Origin of the sequence: Pseudomonas alcaligenes (assembly GCF_014490745.1) — a bacterium.
In the GTDB taxonomy this organism is placed as follows: domain Bacteria; phylum Pseudomonadota; class Gammaproteobacteria; order Pseudomonadales; family Pseudomonadaceae; genus Aquipseudomonas; species Aquipseudomonas alcaligenes_C.
In genome coordinates this window covers 1,749,514-1,765,697 of the sequence record NZ_LZEU01000001.1, presented here as the reverse complement: position 1 = coordinate 1,765,697, position 16,184 = coordinate 1,749,514, and the positions used below count along the sequence as shown (strand labels likewise).

The following is a 16,184-nucleotide window of genomic DNA, read 5'->3' as shown; positions in this document are numbered from 1 at the left end:
CACCCCTAGCCCCTCTCCCAAAGGTAGAGGGGAACAAATCGAGCGGTTTGAACGGCAGGAGTAGAACAACAACATGGCTGCATTCAACAAGATTCTGATCGCCAACCGCGGCGAGATCGCCTGCCGGGTGATGCGCACCGCGCAGGCCCTGGGCTACCGCACCGTGGCGGTGTACTCCGCCGCCGATGCCGGCGCGCGCCATGTGCAGCTGGCCGACGAAGCCGTGTGCATCGGCCCGGCCCAGGTCAACCAGTCGTACCTGGTAATCGACAACATCATCGCCGCCGCGCAGAAGACCGGCGCCGATGCCATCCACCCCGGCTACGGCTTCCTCTCCGAGAACGCCGACTTCGCCCGCGCCTGTGAGGCCGCCGGCATCGTCTTTATCGGCCCGACCATAGAAGCTATCCACCTGATGGGCAGCAAGCGTCTGTCGAAGATCGCCATGCTCGAAGCCGGCGTGCCCTGCATCCCCGGCTATGAAGGCGCCGCCCAGGACGACGAAACCCTGGCCCGCGAAGCCCAGCGCATCGGCTACCCGCTGATGATCAAGGCCAGCGCCGGCGGCGGCGGCCGCGGCATGCGCCTGGTGCACGAATCGAGCGAACTGCTGGCACAGATCCGCACCGCCCGCTCGGAGGCGCAAAACGCCTTCGGCTCCGGCGAGCTGATTCTCGAACGCGCGGTGATCCGCCCCCGCCATGTGGAAATTCAGGTGTTCGGCGACCAGCACGGCAACATCGTCTACCTCGGTGAGCGCGACTGCTCGGTGCAGCGCCGCCACCAGAAAGTGGTCGAGGAAGCGCCCTGCCCGGTGATGACGCCCGAGCTGCGCCAGGCCATGGGCGAAGCGGCGGTGAAGGCGGCGGCCTCGGTGAACTATGTTGGCGCCGGTACCGTGGAATTCCTCCTCGACCAGAGCGGCGAATTCTTTTTCCTGGAAATGAACACCCGCCTGCAGGTCGAGCACCCGGTCACCGAGTTGATCACCGGGCAAGACCTGGTCGCCTGGCAGATCCGCGCCGCCGAAGGCCAGCCGCTGCCACTCAAGCAGGAGGAAATCCGCCTCACCGGCCACGCCATGGAAGTGCGCCTGTACGCCGAGGATTCGGCGCACAACTTCCTGCCGCAGACCGGCGCAGTGCTGCGCTGGGAACCGGCACTGCTCGACGGCATCCGCATCGACCACGGCCTGGTCGAAGGCCAGGCCGTCACCCCGTTCTACGACCCGATGCTGGCCAAGGTGATCGCCTACGGCGCCACCCGCGACGAGGCCCGGCGCAAGCTGGCGCGCGCGGTCGAGGACTGCGTGCTGCTTGGCGTCAACGGCAACCAGCGCTTCCTCGCCAACCTGCTCAAGCACCCGGAGTTCGCCGCCGGCCACGCCACCACCGCCTTTATCGGCGAACACTTCGCTGATGACCCGAGCCTGACCCCGCAAGCCCCGGCGGCCGCCGAACTGGCCACTGCCGCCGCCCTGCTCTACCAGGCCTCGGCCAATGCCCGCGCGCACCAGGGCGGCCTGGCCGGCTGGCGTAACAGCAGCGGCGCGCCGTGGAGCTTCGTGCTCAAGCAGGGCGAGCAGAAGCACGCGGTCGAGCTGCAGGTGCTGGAATCCGGTACACAGCCGCTGCTGCGCGCGCAAATCGGCGAGCAAGCAGTCGAACTGCGCCTGCTGGCCAGCGACGGCCGCTGGGCCAGCCTGGAGCTGGACGGCATCCGCCAGCGCCGCGCCTATCACCTCGCCGGCGAGCGCGTCTGGCTGTACGGCCACAACGGCAACCTGGAGCTCAGCGACGTCACCCACGAGCCGGCCGGCGGGCAGAACGCCGCCAGCTCCGGCACGGTCAAGGCGCCGATGGATGGCGCCATCGTCGAGGTGCTGGTGGCCGAGGGCGAGCAGGTCAGCAAGGGCCAACTGCTGGTGGTGCTGGAGGCGATGAAGATGGAGCACCCGCTCAAGGCCGGCATCGACGGCGTGATCCGCCGCGTGCAGGTCAGCCAGGGCGACCAGGTGAAGAATCGCCAGCTGCTGGTGGAAGTCGAAGCCGCAGAAGCCTAATGACGTAGGGCGGGTGGAACCCGCGTACACCACTCGCGGGTTTCACCCGCTCTACGCGCTCTGATCGTTCCCGCGCTCTGCGTCCCAAGGGATTACCACGCAGGAGCGTGAGAACCATCGCCATATCAGCAAGAACAACGAGCCACGGAGCACGAGCATGTCCCTGCAAGGCAAAACCCTATTTATCACCGGCGCCAGCCGTGGCATCGGCCGCGAGATCGCCCTCAAGGCCGCCGCCCAGGGCGCCAATATCGTCATCGCCGCCAAGAGCGCCGAAGCCCACGCCAAGCTGCCAGGCACCATCCACTCGGTGGCCGCCGAGGTCGAAGCGGCCGGCGGCAAGGCCCTGGCTCTGCAACTGGACGTGCGTGACGAGGAAGCGGTGAAGGCCGCCATGGCCCAGGCCGCCACCCACTTCGGCAGCATCGACGCGCTGATCAACAACGCCGGCGCCATCCGCCTCAAGGGTGTCGAGCACCTGGAGCCCAAGCGCTTCGACCTGATGTACCAGATCAACAGCCGCGCGGTGATGGTCTGCAGCCAGGCTGTGCTGCCTTATCTGAAGCAGAGCAAAGGCCACATCCTCAGCCTGTCGCCGCCGATCAACCTCGACCCCAAGTGGTTCGCCAGCTACGGCCCCTACACCACCACCAAGTACGGCATGAGCATGCTCACCCTGGGCATGCACGAGGAATTCAGGAAGTACGGCATCAGCGTCAACTCGCTGTGGCCGAAGACGGTGATCGCCACCGCCGCCATCGAGTTCGAGGCCGGCGGCCCGGCGGTGATGAAGGCCGCGCGCCTGCCAGCAATCATGGCCGACGCCGCCTGCGCCATCCTCGCCAGCAGCGAGCGCACGATCAGCGGCCGCCTGCTGATCGACGAGGAAATCCTCCGCGAACAGGGCCAGGAAGACTTCGAGCAGTACCGCTACGACCCGAATGGCAAGCTTATGACCGACCTGTTCGTCGACTGAGCCACAGCGTTACCCCGCGCCAGTCATCCATCCCCTTGGGCTGGCGCGTTTTTTCTTGTTCTCCGTGTGCCCGCAATCAGTTGCGGAACTTGAACTGCAATTCGGCCCCTTCGACCGAATCCCAGTAGTCCTCTTTGCTGTGATCGTTGGTGATCAGCCGGCCATTGAGCTCGAACGGCCCCGGCTGCGTGGGCTTTTCCACGAACATTTCGGGCAGCAGCGCCGGCTTGGAGAAGTCGATGTCCACGGGCTCTTCGGGCTGCAGCTGTTCGACCATGCCCGGCGGCAGGCGCAGATCCAGCTTGGCGGCAGGCAGCGGCTTGCTGGCCGAGACCTTGGCCGCCGGTTTGGGCGCGCGCTCCTCCGGCTTGGGCAGGCTGGTGTCCTTGACCGCCTTGCTGCCCAGCGCCGGCAGGACTGTCGGGGTCTGCTTGGCTGACGCCTCGGCCACGTCCACGGGAGCGACCACTGTGTCTGGCTTGGCGTCTGCGCTGGCGGGCGCTGCCGAGGGGGCGACCGGCTTCGGTGCCGCCACTGCGGGCGGGCTCGCGGACTGCTCCGCCTGCACCTTGGGCGCACTGGGCAGGAGCGGTACGGGATCCTTTGGCGGTGCGGACTGGTCGTCACAGGCGACGAGCAGGCCCAGCACCAGCAACAGGATCGGTAAACGGTAACGGGACATGGCAGGCTGGCGTGACAAGGAACTCCCTAATGCTCGCCCCTGCCCCGCCATCTGGCAAGCCAGAGGCTTTACCCCATGTTGCGCCAGGGCTGCAGGTGGCTGCTGGGCAGGCGCTGCCACTGGCCGGCACGGGCCAGCTCGGCCTCGCTCAGCCAGAGACTGCCGCGGGCGCTCAGCGTGCTACCGCAGCGCGGCAGCAGCTCGCTCAGGGCGATGCGGCGCACCTGCCATTCGCCGGCCGAGCCCTCATGTTCCCAGTCGTTCGGCAGTACCCGCCACTCGATGCCGCTGGCATCGAAGCGCAGGAACTGCGGCATGCAGCCCATATGGCTGGCGCTGTCGCGCAGAGTCTTGTCGTGCAGGTCGAGCAGCAACAGGTGCCACTGATCGGTCTCGACCCGCTCATGCAGGCTCATGCGTGGGATATAGCGGGTCAGCGCCAGGTAGCGGCCATCCTCCGACCAGATCAGCGATGGCGCCAGGTTGGCCACGGCCAGGCCGGAAGCGGTAAGCAGGCAGCCGTCGCCACGCGGGTGGCGCTCGCGCAGGTAATGGTCGCGGTACTCGCTCTGCGCGCCGAAGAACCAGGCCGCGTCTTGCCCTCCCGGCGCCGGCAGGACGAAGTCGCCATCGGCATTGGCCACCTGCGGCTGCGTCACCAGGCGCCAGTTCGGCAGCTCCTGCAGGCCCTGCTCGCTCACGTGCAGGTCGAGCTGGCGATAGTAGAGCCGCGAATCGTCGGCGTGCTGCAGAAAACGGGCGGCACTCGCCGCTGCCGGCGCCGCCTGCTCGCAGCGGCGCAGCGGCGTGTCGCGCTCGTCCCGCCCCAGACGCCCGAGCACCTGGGCCAGGCTGAGCACGCCCCCCGTAAAGTCCAGCAGACGCGCCACCAGTGGCTGGCCGGCCGAGCGCAGCAAGCGCCGCGTCTGCACATCCGCCACGCAAACCTGGCTGGGCGCTGCCGGCGCCTCGGCAAAGACCACCAGCGCCAGGTAGCGGCCGCAGTCGGAAACCCGGTGATCGAGCAGCCATTCGCCGTCCAGCTGCCAGTCGCCGATCTGGCAGCGGTAGGCACCGAGGCGCCCGTCGCGGCTGTCGCGCAGCCAGTCGAAGCGTGCCGCCTGCTCGCCCTGCAGCGGCTGGCTGAGCAGCACGCCCTCGCCACGCCGGCCATCGCCCACCAGCGGCTGCAGCAGGCTCAGTGCCGTGCGGGCCGACTCGCCGGGCACAATGCGTCCCTCGGCATCGTGGCCGGCCACTCTTTCGATGCTGCTGAAGCAGCTGTGCAGCGCGTAACCGAAGCCCAGTTGATCGAGCTGTGGGGCATCCAGCGCGCCGGTGAGGCGCAGCGTCTGTTCGCCCAGTTCGCTCACCGCAGCCCAGGACAGCGCCGGCTCGCCCTCGGCAGCGACCCAGGAGTCGGACAGCTGCCGCCAGCCCGCACCGGCCTGCCACAACCACAGCGGCCGCGGCCAGCGCTGGCTCGCCGGCAGGCGCACGGCGCGGCAGACCAGAGCCTGGCCATCGGCACGCCAGACCGGCTGCTCGTCGGCATGAATCAGTAGCTCGCTGAGTTCACCGTCGAGTTCCAGGCGCAGGGCCGGGTAGCGCAGCGGCTCGGTGGGGTCATCCTGCTCGCGCAGGCTGGCCGGCAGGTGGCTGATGCCACGCAGGCGATGGGCGCCAGCCGGAGGCGGGAACGCCTTGTCCAGCTCGACCTGCTGCCAGCCCGGCTCCAGCCACAGATCGCCGACCGCGACCAGTTCGACCGCCTCGCTTTGCCTGAGCAGATCGGCCAGGGCCATGCGGTAGCCCTGGTTGCCCACCAGCGGGCTATGGCGACCGGTCAGGGCCTCGTCGGTGAATTCGTCGAGCTCCCAGAACTCGCCGATGTCCGCATTGCGGTACACGCGTTTTTCCTGTCGATCGAGGATCAGCAGGCCCCAGCGCTCGCGGCTCGGCAACGGCGCGGCAAAATAGCGGCCGCTGCTGGAGAAGCGCACCGAGGCGCCCAACCCCTCGAGCAGCACACCATCGGGAAACAGGTAGGTGGCGTAGGTGGGGCCGCCCATGGCGATCTCGCCCCAGTTCAGGGTGCGCACCCGCTCGCCCTCGGGCGTCAGCAGGTCGGCGCCGCCCCATGCGCTGTCACCGCGCGGCTCGCCCAGCTCGACCGCTTGCGGCTTGGCCTTGGCCAACCCCAGGTACTGTTCGTAGCGGCTCACCGCAGCCAGGCCGCCGAAGAACAGCACGGCGCAGACCGGTACGCCCCAGCCGCTGGCCATCCAGCCAAACACGGCAAAGGCGAAGCCCATGACCGAGGCGCTCAGCAGCCAGCTCAGCGTCTCGGCGCTCTTGCGCCAGCCGAGCCGAGCAAACAGACCGGTCAACAAAGTGCAGCACAGCGCCACGACCAGCCCCGCCAACGGCGGCAGCCAGGCCACCGCGGCAATCGGCAGGATCAGCTTGGCCAGTTCTAGCAGCAGGTTGAGCATCAGCCGCGTGAGCGACTCGTCATCCTTCGCGGTGGGATTGAGGGGTTCGGCAGGCATGGCGCGGCTCCTTGCGCAACAAAGAGCCGCAGTTTAGCCGGACGGGCTCGCCGCTACGGCGAACTGGCTGGCTTTTCCATCTCCGCCTGCAGGCGCTTGAGCTCGGCATCCAGATCCAGCTGTGGATGCTCCGCACGCAGGGCCCGCAACAGCCGATCGGCATCCGCCTGCAGCCCCAGCGCACGCATGCGCAGGATATTGTGCAGTTGCAGCTCCAGCGGTGGCGCCTCGTCAACCTCCGAGTGCCCGAGCGTCTCCGCCAACTGATCCTCGTTCAGCACCTGGCGCTCCTCCTTGGCCTTGGCGGGCTCTTGAGCCCGGGCCTGCGCCTCCACAGGAGCCGAGTTGGCATCGACGGCCATGTCGCTCAACGCCTCTACCGGCGCCGCCTGCGGCTTGGCCGGGGCTGGCGCTCGCGGTGCGGCGGCAGCCGCTGGCGATACCGCAAAGGAGGCATTCGGCTGCAAGGCCCCGGCGCTGGAGCGGTACGCGCTGACCTTCTTCTCCATCACCTCGGCTTTGCCTTGCTCGACCTCGGCGGACTGCTTGCGCGCCTCGCCGGCCAGCTGTGGCGCCATCTCGCGCAACACTGGGGCTGCCGGGGCTTCGGCGGCTGCCGGAGCAGGCATGTCATAGGTCGCCGGCAACTGCTCCTGGGTACGCCAGGTCAGGCTCAGACCGATGCCCAGGGTGGCCAGGCTGGCAAAGGCCACCGACCAGCGCGTGCGGCTGCCGGCACCGAACAGCCAGGCATGCAGGCGCTGGGCGCGACTCGGGCGCGGCGCCGGCTCGGCTACAGCCCGGCGGGCGGCGTCGAGAATCAGCGCATCCAGTGCGGCAGACGGCTCGCCCTGGCTGTGCTGACGAAAGTGCTGCAGCAATTCCTGCTCCTGCTGCAGTTCGTGATCGGGTCGGGTCATGCGGATACCTCCTCGGCCGCGGCCGGATCGGCCAACAGCCGACGTAACTTGCTCAGCGCGTAACGCAGGCGGCTTTTCACCGTTTCCGCCGGAGTACGGGTGAGTTCGGCGATCTCCTGCAGCTCCAGATCGCCATGGGCGCGCAACAGGAACACTTCGCGCTGTTCTTCGGGCAGGTCGGCCAGGGCCGCCTGCAGGCGCTCCTGGTCGCGGCTGAGCAGCAGCTGCTGCTCCGGCCCGGGGCCCGGGTCGGCACTGGCATGCTGCTGCTCGTCGTACTCATCGAGCTTTCCCTGGTGGCGACCGGACTTGCGCCAGTGGTCGATCAGGCGGTTGCGTGCGATCTGGTACAGCCAGGTCTTGAACAGCACCGCCTCGCGTTGCTCGCTGGCACTGCGGATCAGGCTCATCCAGGTGTCCTGGAACACCTCCTCGGCCAGGGCGTGATCGCCGCACAGGCCCAGCAGGAAACGAAACAGGCCGAGGCGGTGGCGCTCGTAGAGCTGGGCGAACGCCGCCGCCTCGCCGTTGCGATAACGCCGCAACAAGGCGGCGTCATCATCCTTCATCGGTTGGTTCAATTAGTCGGCCCTGACTTGAACGTTTTGCGGAGTTTGCAGGCTTTGCGCGAGCTCCACCAGTTGCACGAACTCGGCGCGCAGGCCGTAGCGATCCTCACCCTTGGCGCTGCGGGCCAGGCGCGCGCTGTCGGCCAGGCCGAAGTCGCCGGTGTACTTGTCGTCCTTGAGCTGCTGGGCGAAGGCGGCCACGGCGGCGGCGAAACGCAGATCCTCGCTGGCCCGGGCAATCGGCGTGACCGCTTCGCCCTTGCTGATCGGCACTTCCAGCAGCTTGCTGGCCCCTCCCTGCGGCGCCTTGTAGCGCAGGCGCAGCCAGGCGATCTCGCCGGGCTTGCCCTCGCCCTTGCCGGCCTGGGCGTAGCGCAGCGGCTCCAGCCAGCCCTTGGCGCCGACCGGGACGACCTCGTACAGCGCGGTGACCGTGTGCCCGGCACCGATCTCGCCGGCATCGACCTTGTCGTTGCTGAAGTCCTCGCGCTTCAGCGCGCGGTTCTCGTAGCCCAGCAGGCGGTACTCGCTGACTTCGGCCGGGTTGAACTCGACCTGGATCTTCACGTCCTTGGCCACGGTGGCCAGGGTCGAGCTCATCTGTTCCACCAGCACCTTGCGCGCCTCGCGCAGGTTGTCGATGTAGGCGTAGTTGCCGTCGCCGGCATCGGCCAACTGCTCCATCAGCTGCTCGTTGTAGTTGTCCACGCCGAAGCCCAGGGTGGTCAGCGACACCCCGCTCTTGCGCTTGTCGGCGGCCAGTTGCTTGAGGGTGTCGAAGTCGCTGATGCCGACGTTGAAGTCACCGTCGGTGGCCAGCAGGATGCGGTTGATACCGTCCTTGAGCAGGCCCTTCTGCGCCTCTTGATAAGCCAGCTGGATGCCCGACTCGCCGGCGGTGGAGCCACCAGCGCTGAGCTGGTCGATGGCCGCGCGGATCTTCGCCTTGTCGCTGCCGGCAGTGGATTCCAGCACCACGCTGGCGGTGCCGGCATAGGTGACCAGGGCCACACGATCCTGCGGGCGCAACTGCTCGACCAGCAGCTTGAGGGTGCTCTGCACCATCGGCAGGCCTTCGCGGCGATCCATCGAGCCGGACACGTCGACCAGGAACACCAGGTTGGCCGGCGGCAGTTCGGCGGCGCTCAGGTCGGCAGCCTTGATCGCCACCCGCAGCAGGCGGGTCTCGGGGTTCCACGGCGTGCTCGCCAGCTCGGTGGCGACGCTGAACGGTACATCGCCCTCGGGCTTGGGATAGGCGTAGGGGAAGTAGTTGACCAGCTCCTCCAGACGCACCGCGTCCTTGGGCGGCAGGCTGCCGCTGTTGAGGAAGCGCCGCACATTGGCGTAGCTGCCGGTATCGACATCGATGCTGAAGGTCGACACCGGCTGCTGAGCCACGGCCTGCACCGGGCTGCTCTCGATCTTCTGGTACTGCTCGCGGTAGACGTCCTGATAGCCGGGCTGCAAGGCATCGGCAAAGGGCGCCGCCGGGGCAATCATCGGCATGCTCTGCGGCATCGCCTTGCGCGCCTCGACGGCGCCGGCGACGCTGGCCGCCTCGCTCTCGGCCTTGGCCGGTGCACGGTAGGCAGCATTGGCATCCACCTGCTCGTACAGCAGTTCCTGACGGGCCTGCGGCTCAGCCGTAGCGCTTTTTACCTTTTTCTCGGCGTCGGTATTGGCCACGTTGCAGGCGGCCAGGGCAAAGGCCAGACCGGCGGTGAAGCCGGCGAGCAGGGGTTGGCGGATCAGGGTGGTGAGGTCGGACATGGCGGCGGTCTCCTGGGGCGAAAGTCCATTCGCTGAGGTAGACGGCGCCGCCGTGCACGGCGGGTTAACCGGCTGTTGAAAAACTACCTACGCTGTCTGGCCGTTGTTAAAAACAGCCTCGAAATGCTCATTTACCACTCGTAAACTGCGCTTTCCCAGCTGTTCTTGCCTAGGCCAGACGGCCTCGCCAACGCTTTCAACAACCTGTTCAGCCGGAGTGAAAAAGATCAGCCGGCCGCTTCCTGGCTCAACTGGCTGGCGAGCATGCCGAGGGTCATCATCGCCCGCTCGGCCTCGCGGCCCCAGGGGATGCCGCAGGTCAGGCGCAGGCAGTGATTGAACTGCTCGGTGTTGCTGAAGATCAGCCCCGGCGCAATGCTGATGCCCTGCTGCAGGGCGCGCACGTGCAGATCCTTGGCGCTGACCTTGCCCGGCAGGCTGACCCAGAGGATGAAGCCGCCGTTGGGCCTGGTCATCTGCGTGCCTTCCGGGAAGTACTGCTGCACCGCCAGCTGGTAGGCGGTCATGTTCTTGCGGTACTCCTGACGGATATGCCGCAGGTGGCGGTCGTAACCGCCGTTCTCCAGGTAGGCGGCCACGCCCATCTGGGTCACGCTGCAGGCCGAGTGAGTGCTGAAGGTCTGCAGGCGCACCACCTCGTCCTGGTGCCGGCCGGCGATGATCCAGCCGATGCGCACGCCGGGCGAGAGAGTCTTGGAGAAGCTCGAGCAGTACACCACCTGGTCGTCACGGTCATGGGCCTTGAGCGCCTTGCTGCGCCCCGGCTCGAACAGCAGCTCGCCGTAGATGTCGTCCTCGATCACCTGGATGCCGTAGTCGGCGGTGAGCCTGAGCAACTGCTTCTGGCGCTCCTCGGGCATGCTGCCGCCCAGCGGGTTGCTCAGCCGCGCGGTCAGCACCAGGGCCTTGATCGGCCACTGGTTGGCGGCCAGCTGCAGGGCCTCCAGGCTCATGCCGGTGGTCGGGTCGCTGGGAATCTCGATGACCTTGAGACCAAGCACTTCGGCCAGCTGCAGCAGGCCGTAATAGGTCGGCGACTCGGCGGCGATCAGGTCGCCGGGCTTGGTCAGCACACGCAGGGCCATGTGGATGGCATCCACGCAGCCGTGGGTGATCACCACCTCGGACGGGTCGACCGCCACACCGGCATCGCGCATGCGGATCGCCACCTGGCGGCGCAGCGGCTCGAAGCCGGGGCTGAACATGTAGCTGAAGGCCCGCGGGCTGTGGAAACGGGTGACCTTGGCCAACTGCTGGTGCAGGGCACGCACCGGCAGGTAGTCGACATGGGGTACGGCGGCGCCAAGGGGGAACACCCCTTCCTGGCGCGAGTCGGTGAGCACCTGGCTGATGATGCTGCTGCGGGTGACCATGGCCGGCCGCTCGACCCGGGCGATATCGGGGGTCGCAGCGGTCAGGGCCGCCGTCTGGTGCACATAGAAACCGGACTGCGGACGGGCGCGGATCAGGCCCTGATCTTCCAGATTGGCGTAGGCCTGCAGCACAGTGGCGTGGCTGACGCTGAGCTGCGAGCTCATCTTGCGCACCGAGGGCACACGCTCGCCGGGCTGGTACACGCCGCGGCGTATGTCGTCGGCCAGCTGCTGGGCAATGCGCTGATAGAGCAACAAACTGGTCATGATACGGATCCTTTCACCACTGAACCGTAACAGTAGCGGAGCAATTGATTAACTTGACGATACAGTCAGAGAGTTTAGAAGCAATACAGTTCAATCTGTAACTGAAATTACTCACGATCACCGCTTGTTGGCCGCACATTCGCCGGCACAACGAAAAACCCCGGGCAACGGGCCCGGGGTTGTCGGTGCGCAGGGCTTGGCTCAGCGGCTGGGAGCCAGATGCCCCTGATCGTCGGAAAACACGATCTCCACCCGGCGGTTCTGCGCCCGCCCACTGCTGGAGGCATTCTCGGCCAGCGGGTAAGCCTCACCATAGCCCTGCACCAGCATGCGCTTGGCATCGACACCAAGGTCGACCAGCACGTCGGCCACTGCCTGGGCACGGGCACGGGACAGTTCGAGGTTCTCGGTGCGATCGCCACGGCTGTCGCTGTAACCCTCGATACGCACCATGCGCCGCGGGTTGATCTGCAGGAACTGCACCAGCTTGAGCAGGGTGCGGTTGGCCGAGGCATTCAGTTCGGAGCGCCCGGCCTCGAACAGCACGTCGCCCAGGGTCATCACCAGGCCGCGGTCGGTCTCGCTGGCGGCCAGGCTGAGCATCTGCTCCTCCAGGCCCGGCCCCTGCTGCTGCAGGCTGAGCAGCTTGGCCTCGCGCAGCGCCAGCTGCAGGCGCTCGCGCTCCAGCTCCAGCTTGGCCGCGCGCTCGTGATTGAGGTTGAGCTCGCTGTGCTGGCTGGCAATCTCGCTGTAGCGCTGGCTCAGGTAGGCGTAGTGCAGCACGTCGTCGCTGCTGCCCCAGTAGCTGGACAGGCGATCGGCACGCGCCAGCGACTCGCCGGCACGGATCACGTCCTTGGGTGCGCTGCGCAGCACGTCCGGGTTTTCCTTGACCCGCTGGAAGCTGGCCTCGGCCTGGGCCAGAGCCTGTTCGCTCTCCTGGCTGGCACAGCCGCCGAGCAGGCTCAGGGATAGCAGCAGGCTGCCGCCGAAGAAGATTCTGCCCATCACTGCACATCCCCCAGCTGCTTGCGCAGACGCGTGATGCGCGCGTTCAGATCATCCAGCTGCTTCTGGCTCTTCTGGTTGAGTACCTTGGCCTCGGCCAGGCGCGCATCCAGCTCGGCCTGTTCGGCGAAGACCCGGGCACGCTTGTAGTCTTCCTCGCCCATGTTCTTCTCCGCGCGGGCCAGCTTCTTCTCGGCCAGCTGCATTTCCTCAATCTGCGAGTCGGCGCCGACGGCGCGGGCCTGCTCCACCGCCTGGGTGGTCAGACGCATCTGTTCGCTCGGTGCCGGGTCATTGGCGCAGCCGCCCAGAGCCAGCAGCGCCAGTACGGCGCCAAGACGTTGCTTGTTCACAGAGAATCTTCCTGCTCTTTCGGAGGGACACTCGCCGGCTGCAGCTGCTGCGCTTTCCAGCGCTCCAGGTTGCGCTGCAGGAGAGTCTCCGGCAGGCCAGCGGCGGTCAATTCTGTCATCTTTTTCGCCAGCTGTCCGCGCAGCCAGGGCTCGTTGCAGGCCGAGTCATGGGACAGGGTCAGGTACAGGCCCTCGCTGGAAATCGGCGGTTCGAGGGTTTCCAGGTCGTCCTGCATGCCCAGGGTATCGGCCAGGGCCACGCCGGGATAACGCTCGTACAGCACATAGTCGGTACGTCCCAGCAGCAGTTTCTGGAAGGCCTGGGTCAGGCCGGGCACCTCTTCCAGGTGCAGGTTTGCCTTGGCGAAGCTGTCGAACTGCTGACCGAAACTGTTGTTGACCAGGGTGCCGCCGGTGCGCTCGCGCAGGTCGTCCCAGCCGCTGTAGGGGAAGGCCATGCCCTTGCGCACCCAGACCACGCTGGGCGTCTGGAAGAAGGCCGGATGCACGTAATCCATGCTCTCCAGGCGCGGCAGGGTGAGGAAGGCGCCGGCCAGCAGGTCGACCCGGCCGGTACGTACTTCGTCCTGGGCCCGCGACCAGGGGCCGGTATAGAGAACCTCGATCTTCACCCCGAGCTGCTCGCCGATCTGCAGCAGCAGGTCGGCGTTGGCACCGATCAGGTGATCCGGGCTCTGCGGATCGCGCCACAGGTACGGCGGATACTCCGGGTTACCCGTGGCCACCAGGCGCTCACACTTGCCCACCGCCTGCGCCATCCCGGGTAACAGGGACGACAGAAGCAACAGGGCCAGGAACAAGGGCTGATTGCGCATAGGCAGACACCGGCGTGTAGAGTGGGGAGACAGGCATGACCGCCAGCGCTCGACAGCGTTCATGCTAGCGTAATAAGCCATCGAAATAATAATTAGCGATAAGGATTCGCCATGAAAAAGCTGCTTCTAGCACTGGTTCTCTTACTGGCAGGTGCCGCCGGGGTGCTCTACTTCTCCCCTGCCACCTTACTCGCCAGCGTCCAATTCATCGAGCGCCAACTGGCCGGCGTGTCGACCCGGCAGATCCAGGTCGACGGTCTGGATATCGTCTATTACGAGGGCGGCCCGAGCGACGCTCCGACCATCCTGATGCTCCACGGCTTCGGTGCCAACCGCGACAACTGGTTGCGTTTCTCGCGCTTCCTCAGCGGCGACTATCACATCATCGCCCTGGATCTGCCCGGCTTCGGCGAAAGCAGCAAGCCCGCCATCAGCTACGACGTCGCCAGCCAGGCCGAGCGCGTGCATGCTTTCACCAAGGCCCTGGGGCTGGACAAGGTGCACCTGATCGGCAACTCCATGGGTGGCCATATCGCCGCCCTCTACGCCGCCCGCTACCCGGATGAAGTGGCCAGCCTGGCCCTGCTCGACAATGCCGGCGTGACCTCGCCGCACAAGAGCGAGATGTTCACCCGCATCGAGAACGGCGAAGCCAACCCGCTGGTGGTGCGCAAACCCGAGGATTTCGACGCGCTGCTGCAGTTCGTCTTCGTCAGCCCGCCGCCGTTGCCGGCCGCGCTCAAGCAGCACTTCGCCGAACAGTCGCTGGCCAACCGCGACCACTACGACCAGATCTTTGCCCAGCTGCGCGAGCACTACGTAGCGCTGGAGCCGGAGCTGCCGAAGATCCAGGCCCCGACCCTGTTGCTGTGGGGCGATCAGGATCGCGTGCTGGATGTTTCCAGCATCGAGGTGATGAAACCGCTGTTGAAAAACCCCAGCGTGGTAATCATGAAACAGTGCGGCCACGCCCCGATGATCGAGCGCCCGGAAGAAACCGCGCAGCACTACCTGAACTTTCTCGGCGCCCGCCAAGGCTGAGCCGAATAATCGCAGGCAACAAAAAACCCGCTCGATGGCGGGTTTTTTGTTGGAGCGGGAAAGCTGGCTTACACCAGTTTTTCCAGTTCCGGTACGGCTTCGAACAGGTCAGCAACCAGGCCGTAGTCAGCCACCTGGAAGATCGGGGCTTCTTCGTCCTTGTTGATCGCGACGATCACTTTGGAGTCTTTCATGCCCGCCAGGTGCTGAATGGCACCGGAGATGCCGACCGCGATGTACAGCTGCGGAGCGACGATCTTGCCGGTCTGGCCAACCTGCATGTCGTTCGGCACGAAGCCGGCGTCGACCGCAGCGCGGGAAGCGCCAACGGCAGCGCCCAGCTTGTCGGCCAGGGCATACAGGTGCTTGAAGTTGTCGCCGTTGCCCATGCCGCGGCCGCCGGAAACGACGATCTTGGCAGCGGTCAGTTCCGGACGATCGGACTTGGCCAGCTCTTCGCCAACGAAGGCGGATTTGCCAGCGTCAGCCGAGCCGCTCACAGCTTCGACGGCAGCGGAGCCGCCTTCGGCAGCAACCGGGTCGAAACCGGTGGAGCGTACGGTGATGACTTTGACGGCAGCGCTGGACTGCACGGTAGCGATGGCGTTACCGGCATAGATCGGGCGCTTGAAGGTGTCGGCGCTCTCGACGGCGATGATCTCGGAGATCTGGTCGACGTCCAGTTGAGCGGCAACGCGCGGTAGGATGTTTTTGCCGTTGCTGGTGGCGGCAGCCAGGATGTGGCTATAGCCCTTGCCCAGTTCAGCGATCAGCGGCGCGACGTTTTCCGGCAGCTGGTTGGCGTAGGCGGCATTGTCGGCAACCAGAACCTTGGCTACGCCAGCGATCTTGGCAGCGGCTTCGGCAGCGGCACCGGCGTTGGCGCCGGCAACCAGCACGTGGATGTCACCACCGATCTTGGCGGCAGCAGCCACGGTGTTCAGGGTGGCAGCAGCCAGGGCGGCGTTGGTGTGTTCAGCGATAACCAGGATAGTCATTTAGATTACCTTCGCCTCGTTCTTCAGTTTCTCAACCAGTTCAGCCACGGACTTGACCTTGATACCAGCGCTGCGAGCAGCCGGCGCTTCGACTTTCAGGGTCTTGACGGTGGAAGCGGTGGAAACGCCCAGGGCGTCCGGAGTTACCACGTCCAGCGGCTTCTTCTTGGCCTTCATGATGTTCGGCAGCGACGCATAGCGCGGCTCGTTGAGGCGCAGGTCGGTGGTCACGATAGCCGGCAGGTTCAGCGCAACGGTCTGCAGACCGCCGTCGATTTCGCGGGTCACGTTGACCTTGTCACCAGCAACTTCGACTTTCGAAGCGAAGGTGCCTTGGCCGAAACCGGTCAGGGCGCCCAGCATCTGGCCGGTCTGGTTGTTGTCGCTGTCGATGGCTTGCTTGCCCAGGATGACCAGTTGCGGCTGCTCCTTGTCGACCACGGCTTTCAGCAGCTTGGCCACGGCCAGGGAGTTCAGCTCGTCATTGGACTCGACCAGGATGGCGCGGTCAGCACCCAGAGCCAGTGCGGTACGCAGTTGCTCCTGAGCGGTGTTCGGGCCGATGGTGACGACGACGATTTCGCTCGCCACGCCTTTTTCCTTCAGGCGTACGGCTTCTTCCACGGCGATTTCGCAGAAGGGGTTCATCGACATCTTGACGTTGGCGAGGTCGACGCCGGAGTTGTCCGCTTTGACGCGAACTTTGACGTTGTAGTCGACCACTCGTTTGACAGCTACAAGAACCTTCATGGA

General features: G+C 66.2%; 14 protein-coding genes. 3 read left to right on the top strand and 11 right to left on the bottom strand.

Annotated elements, in window-relative coordinates; genetic code table 11:
• The first annotated feature begins 73 nt into the window (after positions 1–73).
• Both atuF and A9179_RS07860 read left to right on the top strand, forming a co-directional pair.
• Positions 74–2,062 carry a geranyl-CoA carboxylase subunit apha gene (gene atuF / locus A9179_RS07865; protein ID WP_187805268.1) on the top strand — a complete coding sequence of 663 codons (1,989 nt, stop codon included), beginning with the start codon at positions 74–76 and terminating at the stop codon, positions 2,060–2,062.
• 157 nt (positions 2,063–2,219) lie between these two features.
• Positions 2,220–3,038, top strand: a complete 819-nt coding sequence (locus A9179_RS07860; RefSeq protein WP_187805267.1) for an SDR family oxidoreductase — start codon at positions 2,220–2,222, stop codon at positions 3,036–3,038.
• Positions 3,039–3,114: 76 nt separating this feature from the next.
• Here the strand turns inward: A9179_RS07860 and A9179_RS07855 are convergent, their stop codons facing one another.
• The 9 genes from A9179_RS07855 to A9179_RS07815 form a co-directional block, all read right to left on the bottom strand.
• A complete protein-coding gene (locus tag A9179_RS07855) occupies positions 3,115–3,720 on the bottom strand; it encodes a translation initiation factor 2 (protein ID WP_187805266.1) in 606 nt (201 codons plus the stop codon).
• Positions 3,721–3,788: 68 nt separating this feature from the next.
• Positions 3,789–6,272: a hypothetical protein gene (locus tag A9179_RS07850; RefSeq protein WP_187805265.1), complete on the bottom strand. Its 2,484-nt coding sequence runs from the start codon at positions 6,270–6,272 to the stop codon at positions 3,789–3,791.
• A gap of 53 nt (positions 6,273–6,325) precedes the next feature.
• Entirely contained in the window at positions 6,326–7,192 is an 867-nt protein-coding gene (locus tag A9179_RS07845; protein WP_187805264.1) for a hypothetical protein, read from the bottom strand.
• Positions 7,189–7,773, bottom strand: coding sequence for an RNA polymerase sigma factor (locus tag A9179_RS07840; protein WP_316851819.1), 585 nt, complete (start codon positions 7,771–7,773; stop codon positions 7,189–7,191). Before A9179_RS07840 ends, A9179_RS07845 begins: the two co-directional genes overlap by 4 nt.
• Entirely contained in the window at positions 7,774–9,534 is a 1,761-nt protein-coding gene (locus tag A9179_RS07835; protein ID WP_187805262.1) for a vWA domain-containing protein, read from the bottom strand. It abuts the gene before it with no gap.
• Positions 9,535–9,761: 227 nt separating this feature from the next.
• Positions 9,762–11,195, bottom strand: a complete 1,434-nt coding sequence (locus tag A9179_RS07830; protein ID WP_187805261.1) for an aminotransferase-like domain-containing protein — start codon at positions 11,193–11,195, stop codon at positions 9,762–9,764.
• A 201-nt stretch (positions 11,196–11,396) separates the two neighbouring features.
• On the bottom strand, positions 11,397–12,203 hold the full coding sequence (locus tag A9179_RS07825; RefSeq protein WP_187805260.1) for an OmpA family protein: 807 nt from the start codon (positions 12,201–12,203) through the stop codon (positions 11,397–11,399).
• Positions 12,203–12,529, bottom strand: a complete 327-nt coding sequence (locus A9179_RS07820; protein WP_262410685.1) for a DUF4398 domain-containing protein — start codon at positions 12,527–12,529, stop codon at positions 12,203–12,205. Before A9179_RS07820 ends, A9179_RS07825 begins: the two co-directional genes overlap by 1 nt.
• Before the next feature lie 23 nt (positions 12,530–12,552).
• Entirely contained in the window at positions 12,553–13,392 is an 840-nt protein-coding gene (locus tag A9179_RS07815) for a substrate-binding periplasmic protein (protein WP_187805258.1), read from the bottom strand.
• Positions 13,393–13,503: 111 nt separating this feature from the next.
• Between A9179_RS07815 and A9179_RS07810 the strand changes: the two genes are divergently transcribed.
• A complete protein-coding gene (locus A9179_RS07810; RefSeq protein WP_187805257.1) occupies positions 13,504–14,433 on the top strand; it encodes an alpha/beta fold hydrolase in 930 nt (309 codons plus the stop codon).
• Positions 14,434–14,501: 68 nt separating this feature from the next.
• Here the strand turns inward: A9179_RS07810 and A9179_RS07805 are convergent, their stop codons facing one another.
• Positions 14,502–15,431, bottom strand: coding sequence for an electron transfer flavoprotein subunit alpha/FixB family protein (locus A9179_RS07805; protein WP_187805256.1), 930 nt, complete (start codon positions 15,429–15,431; stop codon positions 14,502–14,504).
• Complete coding sequence (locus A9179_RS07800; RefSeq protein WP_187805255.1) at positions 15,432–16,181, bottom strand: electron transfer flavoprotein subunit beta/FixA family protein; 750 nt, start codon at positions 16,179–16,181, stop codon at positions 15,432–15,434.
• Positions 16,182–16,184 lie beyond the last annotated feature (3 nt).

What these genes read in the sequence shown, in the direction of transcription:
- A9179_RS07850 (WP_187805265.1), bottom strand. Translation starts at nt 6,272, where the DNA reads ATGCCTGCCGAACCCCTCAATCCCACCGCGAAGGATGACGAGTCGCTC.
- A9179_RS07825 (WP_187805260.1), bottom strand. Translation starts at nt 12,203, where the DNA reads ATGGGCAGAATCTTCTTCGGCGGCAGCCTGCTGCTATCCCTGAGCCTG.
- A9179_RS07845 (WP_187805264.1), bottom strand. Translation starts at nt 7,192, where the DNA reads ATGACCCGACCCGATCACGAACTGCAGCAGGAGCAGGAATTGCTGCAG.
- A9179_RS07810 (WP_187805257.1), top strand. Translation starts at nt 13,504, where the DNA reads ATGAAAAAGCTGCTTCTAGCACTGGTTCTCTTACTGGCAGGTGCCGCC.
- A9179_RS07800 (WP_187805255.1), bottom strand. Translation starts at nt 16,181, where the DNA reads ATGAAGGTTCTTGTAGCTGTCAAACGAGTGGTCGACTACAACGTCAAA.
- A9179_RS07835 (WP_187805262.1), bottom strand. Translation starts at nt 9,534, where the DNA reads ATGTCCGACCTCACCACCCTGATCCGCCAACCCCTGCTCGCCGGCTTC.
- A9179_RS07860 (WP_187805267.1), top strand. Translation starts at nt 2,220, where the DNA reads ATGTCCCTGCAAGGCAAAACCCTATTTATCACCGGCGCCAGCCGTGGC.
- A9179_RS07830 (WP_187805261.1), bottom strand. Translation starts at nt 11,195, where the DNA reads ATGACCAGTTTGTTGCTCTATCAGCGCATTGCCCAGCAGCTGGCCGAC.
- A9179_RS07805 (WP_187805256.1), bottom strand. Translation starts at nt 15,431, where the DNA reads ATGACTATCCTGGTTATCGCTGAACACACCAACGCCGCCCTGGCTGCT.
- A9179_RS07815 (WP_187805258.1), bottom strand. Translation starts at nt 13,392, where the DNA reads ATGCGCAATCAGCCCTTGTTCCTGGCCCTGTTGCTTCTGTCGTCCCTG.
- A9179_RS07855 (WP_187805266.1), bottom strand. Translation starts at nt 3,720, where the DNA reads ATGTCCCGTTACCGTTTACCGATCCTGTTGCTGGTGCTGGGCCTGCTC.
- atuF (WP_187805268.1), top strand. Translation starts at nt 74, where the DNA reads ATGGCTGCATTCAACAAGATTCTGATCGCCAACCGCGGCGAGATCGCC.